Raw genomic sequence first — 15,232 nt, 5'->3', positions numbered from 1 at the left:
AGCTGGATGTAGATGTCGGACAGGTGCGTGGCGGTGCCGTGCCAGACGGCGCCGCCCAGGTGCGGGCGGAACTCGGCCAGCCGCTCCATCCATTGCAGCGCCAGCCGCCGCAGCGCGAGCAGCTCGCCCGGCTGGGTGTCGGCGCAGAACAGGCGGATGTGGTCGCGCACCTCGGCCTCGACCTCGTCGTTGCCCGGCAGCGCCGTGCGCACCGGCAGGCCCAGGTCGCGCAGCGCGCGGCGCTTGGCGGCGCCGTACTCCAGCCCCTCCTCGACCACGAGGCGGGCTGCAGCCGCGGCGATCTCACGCTTGCCGGTGTCCATCGGCGCATTGTGCCCGCGCACCCGGCGCCCCGCGGCAAGACCCGCAAAGGCCGCAGGGCGGGGTGCGGCGCTTCCTAGAATGCCGCGATGCACATCCACATCCTCGGCATCTGCGGCACCTTCATGGGCGGCGTGGCGGCACTCGCGCGCGAGGCCGGCCACCGCGTGACGGGCTGCGACGCCGGTGTCTACCCGCCGATGAGCGACCAGCTGCGCGCCCTGGGCATCGAGCTGATCGAGGGCTACGCGGCCGACCAGATGGCGCTGGCGCCCGACGTGTTCGTGATCGGCAACGTGGTCTCTCGAACGCGCCTGGCGGATGGATCGCCCAAGTTCCCGCTGATGGAGGCGATCCTCGATGCCGGCGCCCGCTACACCAGCGGGCCGCAGTGGCTGGCCGAGCACGTGCTGGCCGACCGCCACGTACTGGCGGTGGCCGGCACGCACGGCAAGACGACCACGACCTCCATGCTGACCTGGGTGCTGGAGCAGGCGGGCCTCGCGCCGGGCTTCCTGGTCGGCGGCGTGCCGCTGGACTTCAGCGTGTCGGCACGTCTCGGCCAGGGCAACGGCTTCGTCATCGAGGCCGACGAGTACGACACCGCCTTCTTCGACAAGCGCAGCAAGTTCGTCCACTACCGCCCGCGCACGGCGATCCTGAACAACCTGGAGTTCGACCACGCCGACATCTTCGACGACCTGGCGGCGATCGAGCGGCAGTTCCATCACCTGGTGCGCACCGTGCCGGCCAGCGGGCGGCTGGTCGTCAACGCCGACGAGGCGAGCCTGGCGCGCGTGCTGGCGATGGGCTGCTGGAGCGGCGTGGAAGGCTTCGGCAGCCGCGGCGAAGCGCGCTGGCGCGCCGAGGGCGCGCAGCACGCCTTCGCCGTGCTGCGCGACGGCCGGCCGGTGGGGCGCGTCGCGTGGGCGCTGACCGGCGCGCACAACCAGATGAACGCGCTGGCCGCCATCGCGGCGGCGGAGCACGTGGGCGTGGCGCCGGCCGACGCCGCGCAGGCGCTCTCGTCCTTCCGCAACGTGCGGCGGCGCATGGAGCTGCGCGGCGAGGCGGCACGGCCCGGCGAGGCGTCGATCCGCGTGTACGACGATTTCGCGCACCACCCGACGGCCATCCTCACCACGCTGGACGGGCTGCGCCGCCGGCTCGACGGCGAGGGCCGGCAGGCGGAGCGCATCCTGGCCGTGTTCGAGCCGCGCAGCAACACCATGAAGCTGGGCACCATGGCCGCGCTGCTGCCCGACAGCCTGCGCGACGCCGATCTCGCCTTCTGCCACACCGCCGGCCTCGACTGGGATGCCGCCGCGGCCCTCGCGCCGCTGGGCGCGCGCGCCGCCACCGCCGGGAGCATCGATGCGCTGGTGGCGCAGGTCAGCGCCGCCGCCCGGCCGGGCGACCACATCGTCTGCATGAGCAACGGCGGCTTCGGCGGCATCCACGAGCGGCTGCTGGCTGCGCTGCGGCACTGAAGAAGAAAAGGAGGCCGTCCATGCGCGCCCGCCACCTCATCGACACGCTGGGCCTGCAGCCGCACCCCGAGGGCGGCTGGTACCGCGAGATGTTCCGCTCCGGCGCGCAGGTGCAGTGCACCGACGGCCGCGCGCCCCGCGCGGCGCTGACCAGCATCTACTTCCTGCTGGAAGCCGGCCGGCACTCGCGCTGGCACCGGGTGGCGTCCGACGAGCTGTGGACGCATCTGGAAGGCGTGCCGCTGGCCCTGTGGACCGCCGACCCTGCCCTGCGCACCGCGCCGGCCCACGTGCGCCTCGGTCCGGTGGACGACCACGGCACCCGCCCGCAGCACGTGGTGCCGGCCGGCCAGTGGCAGGCGGCCGAGCCGCTGGCGCAGCACCCGGCCGGCGACTACAGCCTGCTGGCCTGCGCCGTGGCACCGGGCTTCGAGTTCGCCGATTTCGCGCTGATGGATGCGGCCGGCGACGAGGCCGCCGCATTGCGCCACCACTGGCCGGCGCTCGCGCGGTTCATCTGAACCCTCAGCCGCGGCGCTGCTTGACGGCCTGCGACAGCGTCTCGAGCAGTTCCCGCGAATCGTCCCAGCCCAGGCAGGCGTCGGTGATGCTCTTGCCGTATTCCAGCGCGGCGATCGAGTCCTTGCCGGGGGTGAACTTCTGCGCGCCGGGCTGCAGGTGGCTTTCCACCATCACGCCGAAGACGCGGCGGCTGCCGCCGGCGATCTGCCCGGCGATGTCGCGCGCCACGTCCATCTGCTTGCCGTGCTGCTTGCTGCTGTTGGCGTGGCTGCAGTCGACCATCAGCGTGGGCGGCAGCTTGGCGGCCTCCAGGTCCTTGCAGGCGGCCTCGACGCTGGCGGCGTCGTAGTTGGGCGCCTTGCCGCCGCGCAGGATGACGTGGCAGTCCTTGTTGCCCTTGGTCTGGACGATGGCGACCTGCCCGTTCTTGTGCACCGAGAGGAAGTGGTGCCCGCGCGCCGCCGCCTGGATGGCGTCGGTGGCGATGCGGATGTTGCCGTCGGTGCCGTTCTTGAAGCCGATCGGCGCCGACAGGCCGCTGGCCAGCTCGCGGTGCACCTGGCTCTCGGTGGTGCGCGCGCCGATCGCACCCCAGCTGATCAGGTCGCCGATGTACTGCGGCGAGATCACGTCGAGGAACTCGCTGGCCGCCGGCAGGCCGACGCGGTTGATGTCGATGAGCAGCTGGCGCGCGATGCGCAGGCCCTCGTCGATGCGGTAGCTCTCGTCCAGGTAGGGGTCGTTGATCAGGCCCTTCCAGCCGACCGTGGTGCGCGGCTTCTCGAAATACACGCGCATCACGATCTCCAGCGTGCCGGCGTACTTGTCGCGCTCGGCCTTCAGGCGCCGTGCGTACTCCACCGCCGCGGCCGGGTCGTGGATGGAGCACGGTCCCATGATCACCAGCAGCCGGTCGTCCTTGCCGGCCATGATGTTGTGGATGCTGCGGCGGGTCTGGCCGATCAGCGTCTCCACCGGCGTGCCGCGGATCGGGAAGAAGCGGATGAGGTGTTCGGGCGGGGGAAGCACGTTGATGTCCTTGATGCGCTGGTCGTCGGTCTGGCCTGTTTTCTCGACGGGCTGCGCATACCAGGACTCGCTGGTGCCGGGGGTCGCTTGGGGGCTCATGCTTTTTTCTTCCTCGGGTGCTGTGATGTGATTCGGAGCGGCCAAGAAAAAACCGCCGGGGCTTTCGCACCGGCGGTTCTTCGAGGTTCGGTCTGTCTGCTTTTACGCGCGCGCCACTCGTCCGCCGGAGTCCGGGAACCAAAAGTAGGCAAAGTAGAAAGCGCGTGCGGCGGGCATAGGGGCCGACTCTAGCACACGGCGGCGGGAAAGACTGTTGCGGATTGCCATCATCCGGGCCGTCAAGCCGTGCCGCCGACCGTCAGCCCGTCGATGCGCAAGGTCGGCTGGCCGACGCCGACGGGCACGCTCTGGCCTTCCTTGCCGCAGGTGCCCACGCCGCTGTCCAACGCCATGTCGTTGCCGATCATGCTCACGCGCGTGAGCGCGTCGGGGCCGTTGCCGACGATGGTGGCGCCCTTCACTGGATAGAGCTTCTTCCCGTTCTCGACCCACCAGGCCTCGCTGGCGGAGAAGACGAACTTGCCGCTGGTGATGTCCACCTGGCCGCCGCCGAAGTTGGTGGCGTACAGGCCCTTGCCGATGCTGGCGACGATCTCGTCGGGGTCCTTGTCGCCGCCGAGCATGTAGGTGTTGGTCATGCGCGGCATGGGTACGTGGGCGTAGCTCTCGCGCCGGCCGTTGCCGGTGGGCCTGACGTTCATCAGCCGGGCGTTGAGCGCGTCCTGGATGTAGCCCTTGAGGATGCCGTCCTCGATCAGCACGTTGCGCTGGCTGGGGTTGCCCTCGTCGTCCACGTTGAGCGAGCCGCGCCGGTCGGCGATGGTGCCGTCGTCCAGCACCGTCACGCCCTTGGCCGCCACGCGCTGGCCGATGCGGCCGGAGAAGGCGCTGGACTCCTTGCGGTTGAAGTCGCCCTCCAGGCCGTGGCCGATGGCCTCGTGCAGCAGGATGCCGGGCCAGCCGGGGCCGAGCACCACCGTCATCTCGCCGGCCGGGGCGGGGCGCGACTCGAGGTTGGTGAGGGCCGCGCCGACCGCCTGCTCCACGTACTCGGCGATCTGCGCCTGGCTGAAGTACGCCAGCCCGAAGCGCCCGCCGCCGCCGCCGAAGCCCATCTCGCGCCGCCCGTTCTGCTCGGCGATCACCGTCACCGACAGGCGCACCAGCGGCCGCACGTCGGCCGCCAGGGTGCCGTCGGCGCGCGCCACCAGCACCACGTCGTACTCGCTGGCCAGGCCCGCCATCACCTGCACGACGCGCGGGTCGCGCGCGCGGGCGAGCTGCTCGACCTGCTCCAGCAACTGCACCTTGGCCGTGCTGTCCAGGCTGGCGATCGGGTCGATGCCGCCGTAGAGCTGCCGGCTGGGCGCCACCTTGCGCGCCGGCGCCTTCACCCGGGCCGACTTGCCGGCCGCGGCGATGGCGCGCACGGTGCGCGCGGCGTCCAGCAGCGAGGCCTCGGAGATGTCGTCCGAATAGGCGAAGGCCGTCTTTTCGCCGCTGACCGCGCGCACGCCCACGCCCTGGTCGATGCTGAAGCTGCCGGTCTTGACGATGCCCTCCTCCAGGCTCCAGCCCTCGGCGCGGGTGTACTGGAAGTACAGGTCGGCGTCGTCCACCTTGTGGGCGCGGATCTCGGCCAGCGCCTTCGCCAGGTGCGTCTCGTCCAGCCCGAAGGGGGCGAGCAGGAGCTGCTGCGCCGTGGCCAGGCGCTCGAGGGTGGGTTCGCGGGAGATCATGAAGGCCATTCTAGGAAGACGCGGGCCGGCGCGTCGCCTAGCACCGGCAAGCCCATGCGCGCGCGGGCCGGATCGAATGCCCACCGTGTCCTCATGGCGATCCCGCGGGCGGGCGATGTTCCCTAGAGTCGGCGCGGTCTCGACTTGAAACAAGGGAAAGCATGCTTGTCGTATCGCGTGTGTGGGCGCTGCTGGTGGCGCTCATGGGTCTGGGTCTGGCGCTGGGCGGCGCCCGGCTGCTTCTGCTCGGGGGGTCGCCCTACTACGTGGCCGCGGGGCTTGTCCTGCTGTGGGCGGCGCTGCAGATGTGGCGCCGGCGGCGCAGCAGCGCGCTGTGGGTGGCGGCGCTGGCGGTCCTCACCCTGCCCTGGGCGCTGTGGGAGAGCGGCCTCGATTTCTGGGCGCTGTTCCCGCGCCTGATGGCGCCGCTGGCGCTGGCCGCCGTCTCCCTGCTGCTGGCGCCGCGCGCGCCCGAGGGCGGCAGCGCCGCGCCCTGGCGCCTCGCCGGCGCCGTGTTCGCGCTGCTCTTCGTGCTCGGCTTCGGGCTGGCCTTCATGCCGCACGGCGTGGTGCGCCCCGATGCATCCATGGCCTATACGCCGCCGGGCGGCGACAACCGGCCGGTGGACTGGAGCGCCTACGGCCGCACGACGGAAGGCCGACGCGACGCGCCCTTCGACCAGATCAACCGCGAAACGGTGTCGCAGCTCAAGCTGGCCTGGAGCTACCGCACCGGCGACACGCAGCCGGGCGTGGACCAGAACACGCCGCTGCAGATCGGCGACCTGGTCTACAGCTGCACGCGCAACGACAAGCTGATCGCGCTCGATGCCGACAGCGGCCAGGAGCGCTGGGTCTTCGACCCGCAGGCCAAGTCGCCTTTCTGGCAGCGCTGCCGCGGCCTGGGCTACTGGAAGGCGCCGCAGGAAGCCGCCGCCGCGCCGGAGGGCGCCTGCCGCGAGCGCATCGTGCAGACCACCATCGACGCCCGCCTGATCGAGCTGGACGCCCGCACCGGCAAGCCCTGCGAGGAATTCGGCGACAAGGGCACGGTGTCGCTGGCGCACGGCATGGGGACGGTGCGGCCCGGCTTCTATTTCCAGACCTCGGCGCCGCTGGTGGCGCGCGACCTGATCGTCGTCGGCGGCTGGGTGGTGGACAACCAGATGCGCGGCGAGCCCTCGGGCGTGATCCGCGCCTTCAGCGCCCGCACCGGCGAGCTGGTCTGGGCCTGGGACCTGGGCAACCCGGACATCACGAAGCTGCCGCCCGAGGGCCAGACCTACACGCCGGGCACGCCCAACATGTGGACCACGGCCGCCTACGACGACAAGCTCGGCCTGATCTACGCGCCGCTGGGCAACGCCACGCCCGACTACTTCGGGCAGGGCCGCCCGGCGCATTCGGACGAATACAACGCCACGCTGGTCGCGCTCGACGTGGCCACCGGCCGCCCGCGCTGGAAGTTCCAGACGGTGCACCACGACATCTGGGACTACGACCTGCCCTCGCAGCCCGCCCTGATCGACCTGCCCGACGGAAAGGGCGGCACGGTGCCCGCCGTGCTGCAGACCACCAAGCGCGGCCAGCTCTTCCTGCTCGACCGCGCCACCGGCCAGCCGCTGGCCGAGGTCGCCGAGAAGCCCGTGACGCAGGAAGGCGCAGTGCCCGAGGAGACGCTCTCGCCCACCCAGCCCTACTCGGTCGGCATGCCCACCGTCGGCGCCGAGCGGCTGGACGAACGCAGGATGTGGGGCATGACGATGTTCGACCAGTTGCTGTGCCGCATCGAGTTCCGCACCCTGCGCTATGACGGCGACTTCACCCCGCCCGGGCTGCAGCGCGCCATCGAGCACCCGGGCAACGTCGGCGGCCTGAACTGGGGCAGCGTGTCGGTGGACACCGCCAACCAGCGCGTCTTCCTCAACGACATCCGCGTGCCCAGCGTGTTCCAGCTCGTGCCGCGCGACGACTACCCCGCCTTCGCCAAGAAGTACCCGCCGGTGAGCGACGGGCACGGCCCCTCGACGCAGGCCGGCACGCCCTACGGCATCTACACCACCATCTGGTTCTCCAGGCTGGGCGTGCCCTGCGTGCAGCCGCCCTTCGGCACCCTCACCGCCATCGACCTGAAGACGCGCAAGGTGGCCTGGCAGGTGCCGGCCGGAACGGCCGAGCAGCTCGGCCCGCTGGGCGTGCGGCTGGGGCTGCCCATGCCGATCGGCATGCCCACCTATGCGGGCACGCTGGCCACGGCGGGCGGGCTGGTGTTCTTCGCGGGCACCCAGGACTTCTACCTGCGCGCCTACGACGCGCAGACCGGCGCCGAAGTCTGGAAGCACGCGATGCCCGTGGGCAGCAGCGCCACGCCCATGACCTACGTGTCGCCCAGGACGGGCAAGCAGTACGTGGTGATCTCGGCCGGCGGCGCCGCCTACTCCAAGGAGCGCGGCGACTACGTCATGGCCTTCGCGCTGCCCTGAAGGCGGGCGGCTTCAGCGCACCGCGTCGGCGATGGCCTGGAAGGCCCGCATGTGCAGCGGGTGCGCCGGGCCGTTGGCCGCCACGGGCGAGGAGCCCAGGCGCACGATCACCACCTCGGCCGCCGGGTTGACGTGGATGTACTGGCCGTGGATGCCGGAGGCCTCGTAGGCGCCGTCGGCGTTGTGCAGGACCCACCACTGGTTGCGGTAGGAGTAGCCCGGCCGCGCCGCCTGGTTGCCGGCCTTGAACTTCTCGCGGTCGCCGCCGGCGCGGATCATGTCCACCGCCGCCTTGGGCACCAGCTGCTCGCGGCTGAAGAGGCCACCGACGCGGCCCTCGTTGCGCAGCATCTCGCCGAAGCGCGCCAGGTCGCGCGCGGTGGCGTTGAAGCCCGAGCCCATCGACTCGAAGCCCAGCCGGTCGATGTTGATGCCGGCGTCGTTCTCGGCGCCCATGCGCGACCAGATGCGCTCCGACAGGTTCTGCGAGAAGGGCTTGCCCGTGACCTTGAGCACCAGCCAGCCCACCACCTCGGAGTGGACCGTCTTGTAGGAGAAGCCGGCACCGTGCTCGCCCTCCTTCTTCAGCGTGCGCAGGAAGCTGATGGTGTCGCGCGGCCCGTTCCAGCTGGGCGGCAAGGGCACCAGGCCGGAGGCCATGGCGTACTGGATCACCTCGGAGGTCGGGTCGGCGTAGTCCTCGCGGAAGTGCACGCCGGCGGTCATGTCCAGCGTCTGCTGCACGGTGGCGTCGTCCCAGGCGGTGCCGGCCAGCTCGGGGATGTACTGCGTGACGCGCGCGTCCGGATCGAGCTTGCCCTCGGCGACGAGCTGCGAGGCCAGCACGCCGGTGATCGACTTGGTGACGGAGAACACCGAGTGCGGCGTGTTCGGCGTCATGCCGCTCCAGTAGCGCTCCAGCACCACCCGGCCCCGGTGCAGCACGAGCAGGGCATCGGTGTAGGTGCCGGCGGCGTAGGCGTCGATGTCCATCGGCTGGCCGTCCACGCCGGCGAAGCGGAAGGCGGACCAGTCGCGCTCGCCGCGCGGCAACTCGAAGGCGGCGCCGCTGCCGCGCCACACGTTGCGGCTGGGCACCAGCTCGCGCATGTGCTGCAGCGCCCAGCGGATCTGCGGGAAGCGGCCGGCGTTCTGGAAGGTGACCTGCTTGTCGGGGGGCACCGGCGCGCCCTGCATCCAGCCCAGGCGCACGGGGTCGCTGTCGGCGGCCGAGAGGGGTGGCGCGGCGGGCGGCATCTGGGCGGCGCTCACGAGGGCCGTACCGGCGAGCAGGGCGCCGGCGGCGCATCGGGCGAGGGACGGGTGCATGGCGGGAGCTCTCCTTGTGGTGGTGTCTCGGGCGCCATTCTGCCCAGGGCCTTCAGGTCTGCATCAACCGCCTGGCCCGCGCGATCGACATCAGGATGCCCAGCGCCAGCCCCAGCGTGACCATCGCCGTGCCGCCGTAGCTGATGAAGGGCAGCGGCACGCCCACCACCGGCAGGATGCCGCTGACCATGCCCATGTTCACGAAGGCGTAGGTGAAGAAGATCATCGTCACCGCGCCGGCCAGCAGGCGCGAGAACAGGGTCGGCGCCTCCAGCGCGATCATCAGCCCGCGGCCGATGAGGAAGAGGAAGGAGAACAGCAGGAACAGGTTGCCCGCCAGGCCGAACTCCTCGGAGTAGGCGGCGAAGATGAAGTCGGTGGTGCGCTCGGGGATGAATTCCAGGTGCGTCTGCGTGCCCTGCATGAAGCCCTTGCCGCCCACGCCGCCGGAGCCGATGGCGATCATGCCCTGGATGATGTGGAAGCCCTTGCCCAGCGGGTCCTTGGTCGGGTCCAGCAGGGTGCATACGCGCTGCTTCTGGTAGTCGTGCAGCACCTTCCAGTCCACCCCATCGGCGCACAGCTGCGACTCGAAGCCGACGATCAGCGACACCGCCACGATGCCGACGGCCACCGGCGGCACGATCAGCTTCCAGGGCAGCCCGGCGAAGAAGATCACCGCCAGCCCCGCCGCCAGCACCAGCAGCGAGGTGCCCAGGTCGGGCTGCTTCATGATCAGGCCCACCGGCAGCGCCAGCAGGACGAAGGAGACGGCGAAGTCCAGCGGCCGCAGCTGCCCCTCGCGCCGCTGGAACCACCAGGCCAGCATCAGCGGCGTGGCGATCTTGAGCAGCTCGCTGGGCTGCACGACGATGCCGATGTTGATCCAGCGCGTGGCGCCCTTCTTGGTGATGCCGAACAGCAGCACCGCCACCAGCAGGCCGACGCCCAGCACGTACAGCGGCAGCGCCAGGCTCATCAGCCGCTGCGGCGGGATCTGCGCCACCACGAACATGATGCCCGCGGCCAGCAGCATGTTGCGCCCGTGGTCCATGAAGCGGCTGCCGTGGTCGTAGCCGGAGGAGTACATGGTGACCAGCCCGGCGCCGCACAGCATCAGCACGGCCAGCGCCAGCAGCCCGTCGAAACCCTGGAACACCGGCAGGATGCGCCGGAAGAGGGAGGGCTGCTGGAAGACGGCGGACATGGCGGCGCGATTATCCGCGCGGCGCCGGCCGGATTCAGGCGGCGGGCAGGGTGAACGCCACCTCGGTGCGGCCGGGCGCGGAGCGCACGCCCAGCCGCGCGCCCAGCGACGCCGCGCGCACCTGCAGCGCCCGCGGCGCGCGGCCGGCATCGAAGCCGCACCCGTCGTCGACGATGCGGATCGCCAGCCCGCCGGGGCCGGCGTCGGCCTCCAGCCGCAGCACGCGGGCATGCGCGTGCTGCAGCACGTTGGAGATGGCCTCGAACAGCAGGAACTGCAGCTGCCGCATGGCCTGCGCGTCCAGCCCGGGCCACGGGGGCAGTTCCTGCACCGCCCATTCCAGCGCGAGGCCGGCGCCCGCCAGGCGCGGCTCCAGCCGGTAGCGCAGGCCGGCCAGCAACGCCTGCACGTCGCCCGGCGGCAGCTGCATGGCGTCGATCGACAGCTTGAGCTGGTCCATGGAGTCGCGCAGGGTGCGCAGCACCTCGTCCGAGGTGGAGCGGCCCGACTGCAGTTGCCGGATGGCGGCGCTGATGTGGGAGCCGACGCCGTCGTGCATGTCGCGCAGGATGCGCTCGCGCTCGTGGTTGCGGGCCTGCTCGCGCGCCGCCGCCTCCAGGCGGCCGTAGGTGCTGGCCAGCTCCTGCTCGCGCGCGGCCACCCGCGCCTGCAGCGTGCCCAGCAGTTCGCGCGCCTGCCCGCTGGCCTGCTGGAAGCGCCGCAGCACGATGTACAGCAGCGCCAGCCCGAAGGCGATCGAGACGTAGCGGTTCCAGGTGACGGCGCCCAGGTCGTTGCCGAGGCGGATGGTGACCCAGTCGCGCACGCCGACGGCCACGTTGAGCACCCCGGCGGCCGCCAGCAGCACGCGCGCGGTGGTGGGGCGGCGCAGCGTGGCCGCCATGTAGACCAGGGCGTACAGGGCCGCGCACAGGTTCACCGCGCCCAGCCAGCCGGTCAGCAGCACCGGGCGGAACCAGGCGAAGGACAGGGCCGAGCACACCAGCCCGGCGGCCACCAGCACGCCCGCCGCGGCCTGCATGAAGCGCATCGAGCGCCGGTGCTCCCAGCCCGCCGCGCGGTGGCAGAACAGCAGCACGCCGCCGACCCAGCCGGCATAGGTGCCGGTCATCAGCACGCCCCACAGGGGCCAGGCCAGCGGCGGGTGCTCGATCAGCGCGTCGAACACCCGCACCGACCAGCACAGCTCGGCCAGCCCGGCCCACAGGTACAGGGTCTCGCGGCGCAGCCGGCCGTCGGCGTCCGCCACGCGCTGGCTGGCCCAGCACATCAATGCGATGAAGCCCACCACCAGGCTGAAGGCGCCCAGGAACAGCGAGCCCGCGTAGCGCAGCGCGCCGGCGCGGGCCGCGGGATGGGCCTGCACCTGCTCGGTGGGGCCGATGTAGATCTCCGACAGGCCGCCGCGCCGCCCGCCGTCGGCGCGCAGCTCGATGCGCAGGAGATTGTGCGCCGCCAGCAGGGCGGGCGGCACCGCCACCTGGCGGGCGATCTTCCCGTAGTCGTCGCGGCCGGCCGCGTCCAGGTCGCCGTAGCGCACCAGCAGCTTGCCGTTGAGCCAGACGGCCGCGGCATTGCCGATCAGCGGGAAGTACAGCGTGTAGGGCTGGGCGGACGGGCCGCCGGGCAGGTCGAAGCGGGCCTCGACCACGGCCCGGCCGCCGTGGTTGCGGTGCAGGCGGTCCCAGTGGTAGGGCAGCGGCACGGTGCGCCAGTCCTGCGGCCGGCCGTCGATCACGGCCTGGATGCGCGCCATGCGCAGGGCCTGCACCGGCTCGTCCTGCGCCGCCCGCGCCGCCGGCGGCAGCAGGGCGGCCAGGCCCCAGCAGCACAGCCAGGCGGCCACGCAGGCCGCGCGCCGCCATCCGCTCACAGCAGGCCGAGCCGGGTCGCCTCGAACACCGCCTCGTTCTTCGAGTGCACGGCCAGCTTGCCGTACAGGTTCTTGATGTGCGTCTGCACGGTGTGCACGCTCAGGCCCTTCAGGCGCGCGATCTCGGCGTAGGAGAAGCCCCGCGCGATCAGCGTGAGCACTTCCTGCTCGCGCACCGACAGCAGCGACGGCACGACGTCCGCCGCCTGCTCCGGCGGGGCCGCGCCCGGCTCCGCGGCGCGCAGGCTGCGGTACTTGGCCAGCACGCGGCGCGCAATCATGGGCGAGATGGGAGAGGCGCCGCGCTTGACCTCCAGGATGGTCTGGGCGATGTCCTCGGGCGCCGAATCCTTGTGCAGGTAGCCGACGGCGCCGGCCTCGATGCTGGCCAGCACGCTCTCCTCGTCGCCGAACACCGACACCACCAGCGGCTCGCAGTCCGGGCAGCGGGCGCGCACGGCCCGGATCACCTCCACGCCGCTGCCGTCCGGCAGCCCCAGGTCGACCAGTAGCACGTCGGGCCGCTGCGGCGCGCCCTGCAGCCACGCCAGCGCCTCGGCCACGCTGCCCAGCCCCGCCAGCCAGCGCAGCCCGGCGCAGGCCCGCACGCTGGACTCGAAGAACGCCCGGGCGCGCAGGTCGTCCTCCACGGCCAGCACGCCCCAGGCCTCGGCCGGGGGGCGGGCGTCGATCGGCGGCATGCGCTCCATGGCGGCGGAGGATACACGTCGCAACAGCGGCGTCGCCGGTGCGCGACGTCGGCTCACATGTTCATGGGATGGGGACTTCCGGAGGATTTCCGGACACTCGCCGCGCCTCGATAACAACTTTTCACATTTCCGGAGATCCTCCATGCGCGCACCCCGTCCCGCTGCGTCCCGCCTCGCCAGCGCCGCCGCCCTGCTCCTGACCCTGGCCGCCTGCGGCGGCGGAGGCGGGGGCGGCGGCGGCCTGGCCTTCCTGCCGCCGACCGGCGGCACCGGCGGCGACCCGACCACGCCGGGCACCCCCACCACGCCGGAACCCTCCGGCGGCGCCGTGCTGCGCGGCGTGGCGGCCACCGGCGCCGCCTTCGCCGACGCCCGGCTGGAGGTGCTGGACCAGCGCGGCCAGACCGTGTGCAGCACCGTCACCGACGCCGCCGGCAGCTACGACTGCGAACTGCCCGTCGACACCGCCGCGCCGCTGGTGGTGCGCGTGCTGCGCGACGAGCAGGCGCTCTACAGCATCAGCGCCAGCGCGGAAGGCGGCACGCTCAACATCACCCCGCTGACCACCATCGTGGCGGCCCAGTTGGCGCCGGACGGCAACCCCGCCAGCCTCGCCCAGGCGATCCAGAGCAACCCCGATCTGGTCAACGACGATGCGATCCGCAGCGAGGTGCAGGCCCTGCTGGCGACCCTGGAGCCGCTGCTGCAGGCGCTGGGGCAGGCCGGCATCGATCCCTTCGGCGGCCCCCTGGTGGCCGACGGCACCGGCCAGGACCGGGTGCTGGACGCAATCACCGTCAGCGTGCGCCCGGACGGCACCGCCGCCAACATCGAGATCACCGTCAAGGCGCCCAGCGCGGACGGCCAGCCGGTCTCGCTGAGCTACCGCACCTCCGACGAGGCCGCCCCCGTGCTGCCCGCGGTCACGGCCGACCAGCTCTCGGCCATCCCGACGCCGGCGCAGGTGGCCGGCTTCTTCCAGCGGCTGGACGCCTGCTTCGCCCTGCCGGTGACGCAGCGCGTGGACACCGCCACCAGCGACGACGCCGACGCGACCGGCACCGCGGCGAACGTCACCGCGCCGGCCTGCCGCACGCTGTTCGTCGACGACGACCCGGCCACCTATGCGGCCAACGGCGGGACCGTCGGCCGCAATGCGCAGGGCCGCGGCGCCTGGTCCTCGCTGTTCCGCTTCGGCCCCACCGGGCTCAGGCACGACCGCGGCAACTTCGAGTTCTTCCGCGTCCAGGGTGGACAGACCGACCTGGTGCTGAGCTACCGCTGGACCGACCGCCTGGGCAACACCGACAACGAGACGCTGGTGGTGCGCAACCAGGACGGCGCGCTCAAGCTCACCGGCAACAGCTACGGCTACGGCGCCACGGTCCGCCCCGTCTCCGAAGACCGGGAGTACCTCAACATGCCGGCCTACAACGCCTTCACCACCGGCTACAACATCAGCATCGACAACCGCATCAACGGCAGCGGCCAGCCGGTGCTGAGCCACGTGCTGGTGACGGCGCCGTGGGGGCAGGTGATCAAGTTCTCGCCCGAGAGCGGCCTGTCCTACTTGGTGGCGCACCGCGCCGACGACAGCAGGACGGTGACCAGCATCGTCCGCCTGGCCACCGGCTACGCCGACCCGGCCACCGCGGGCAACCTGGCCGACGAGGAGCCCAACATCTTCTTCGTCGATCCGCAGTACGGCGAGGCGCAGATCCGCGCGCTCAAGGACCAAGGCGTGTGGAAGATGGAGTTCTTTCCGGTGGCCGGCAGCCCGGTGGTGCAGAGCTACCGCACGCTGGCGCGGGCGCAGACCATCAACGAGGTGCGGCAGCTGAAGTTCGCGCAGCTCGCTCCGGCGCAGCGGGCCGAACTGCTGGCGGCCACCGCCGCGACCGGCCGCATCACCTTCGGCGCCCCCAGCGACAGCGACCCGAACAACATCGACTTCAGCAGCGAAGGCGGCGGCGACGCCTGGACGGTGCCGGCGGGTGCGCTCGCCCCGACCAGCTTCTCGGTGACCGGACGCGTGGGCGCCCAGGGCAGCCAGCGCTTCAACGACGGCACGCTGGTGCGCAACACGGCCCGCACCGCCATGCTGTATTGCTCGCCGCAGTCGGCCGCGGACGTGCACTGCTACAGCGCCGTGCCCGGCGTGGGGCCCTTCCAGTACGCGCAGGGCGTCTCCTTCAACTCGATGGAGCTGTGGGCGCGCAGCGCGCGGCAGGTGGAGATGAAAAAGCAGATCGCGCTGTACAAGAGCTTCTGAGCACGCGCCGTCCCTGCAGCCCCGCTCCGGCGGGGCTTTTTCGTGGCCGCGGCAGCATCTAGAGTGGCGCCCATGCAAGCAACCCACCTGCTGTACCTGCACGGCTTCCGTTCCTCTCCCCGCTCGGCCAAAGCGCAGGCCACCGCGCGCCACCCGGCGGCGCACTGGTGGTGCCC

At 71.9% G+C, this 15,232-nt stretch carries 11 protein-coding genes and 1 pseudogene; 5 read left to right on the top strand and 7 right to left on the bottom strand.

What is annotated here, in order from left to right; all coding sequences use genetic code 11:
- Positions 1-323: pseudogene (locus ACIY1X_RS17765) on the bottom strand (hypothetical protein); the annotation flags it as partial.
- Positions 324-410: 87 nt separating this feature from the next.
- Here ACIY1X_RS17765 and mpl point away from each other — a divergent pair.
- The gene (mpl, locus tag ACIY1X_RS17760) at positions 411-1,811 is read left to right on the top strand and encodes a UDP-N-acetylmuramate:L-alanyl-gamma-D-glutamyl-meso-diaminopimelate ligase (protein ID WP_038210514.1); all 1,401 of its coding nucleotides are present in this window, start codon (positions 411-413) and stop codon (positions 1,809-1,811) included.
- A 20-nt stretch (positions 1,812-1,831) separates the two neighbouring features.
- Positions 1,832-2,332, top strand: a complete 501-nt coding sequence (locus ACIY1X_RS17755) for a cupin domain-containing protein (RefSeq protein ID WP_038210513.1) — start codon at positions 1,832-1,834, stop codon at positions 2,330-2,332.
- Positions 2,333-2,336: 4 nt separating this feature from the next.
- On the opposite strand, the gene ACIY1X_RS17750 is transcribed toward ACIY1X_RS17755, so the two are convergent.
- Positions 2,337-3,461, bottom strand: coding sequence for a 3-deoxy-7-phosphoheptulonate synthase (locus ACIY1X_RS17750; protein ID WP_399682970.1), 1,125 nt, complete (start codon positions 3,459-3,461; stop codon positions 2,337-2,339).
- Positions 3,462-3,700: 239 nt separating this feature from the next.
- On the bottom strand, positions 3,701-5,161 hold the full coding sequence (gene tldD, locus ACIY1X_RS17745) for a metalloprotease TldD (RefSeq protein WP_038210578.1): 1,461 nt from the start codon (positions 5,159-5,161) through the stop codon (positions 3,701-3,703).
- Positions 5,162-5,322: 161 nt separating this feature from the next.
- Here tldD and ACIY1X_RS17740 point away from each other — a divergent pair, with 161 nt between their 5' ends.
- Positions 5,323-7,644 (top strand): membrane-bound PQQ-dependent dehydrogenase, glucose/quinate/shikimate family, encoded by a 2,322-nt coding sequence (locus tag ACIY1X_RS17740; protein WP_038210510.1) that lies wholly within the window; start codon positions 5,323-5,325, stop codon positions 7,642-7,644.
- A 12-nt stretch (positions 7,645-7,656) separates the two neighbouring features.
- Here the strand turns inward: ACIY1X_RS17740 and ACIY1X_RS17735 are convergent, their stop codons facing one another.
- The 4 genes from ACIY1X_RS17735 to ACIY1X_RS17720 are packed head-to-tail and all read right to left on the bottom strand — an operon-like array spanning position 7,657 to position 12,784.
- Entirely contained in the window at positions 7,657-8,973 is a 1,317-nt protein-coding gene (locus tag ACIY1X_RS17735; RefSeq protein WP_399682967.1) for a serine hydrolase domain-containing protein, read from the bottom strand.
- A 52-nt stretch (positions 8,974-9,025) separates the two neighbouring features.
- Positions 9,026-10,180 carry a rod shape-determining protein RodA gene (gene rodA / locus ACIY1X_RS17730; RefSeq protein WP_399682964.1) on the bottom strand — a complete coding sequence of 385 codons (1,155 nt, stop codon included), beginning with the start codon at positions 10,178-10,180 and terminating at the stop codon, positions 9,026-9,028.
- Positions 10,181-10,214: 34 nt separating this feature from the next.
- Positions 10,215-12,047: a histidine kinase gene (locus ACIY1X_RS17725; protein ID WP_399682962.1), complete on the bottom strand. Its 1,833-nt coding sequence runs from the start codon at positions 12,045-12,047 to the stop codon at positions 10,215-10,217.
- Between the two features lie 23 nt (positions 12,048-12,070).
- Complete coding sequence (locus ACIY1X_RS17720; protein WP_038210503.1) at positions 12,071-12,784, bottom strand: response regulator transcription factor; 714 nt, start codon at positions 12,782-12,784, stop codon at positions 12,071-12,073.
- Between the two features lie 142 nt (positions 12,785-12,926).
- On the opposite strand from ACIY1X_RS17720, the gene ACIY1X_RS17715 reads away from it, so the two are divergent.
- Complete coding sequence (locus tag ACIY1X_RS17715) at positions 12,927-15,056, top strand: carboxypeptidase regulatory-like domain-containing protein (protein ID WP_399682959.1); 2,130 nt, start codon at positions 12,927-12,929, stop codon at positions 15,054-15,056.
- A 72-nt stretch (positions 15,057-15,128) separates the two neighbouring features.
- Positions 15,129-15,232 (top strand): YqiA/YcfP family alpha/beta fold hydrolase (locus ACIY1X_RS17710; protein ID WP_399682972.1); only part of this gene is annotated, 104 nt, incomplete at its 3' end.

Origin of the sequence: Xenophilus sp. (genome assembly GCF_044462705.1) — a bacterium.
Taxonomy (GTDB): Bacteria; Pseudomonadota; Gammaproteobacteria; order Burkholderiales; family Burkholderiaceae_C; genus Xenophilus; species Xenophilus azovorans.
This window is presented reverse-complemented; position numbering and strand designations above follow the sequence as displayed.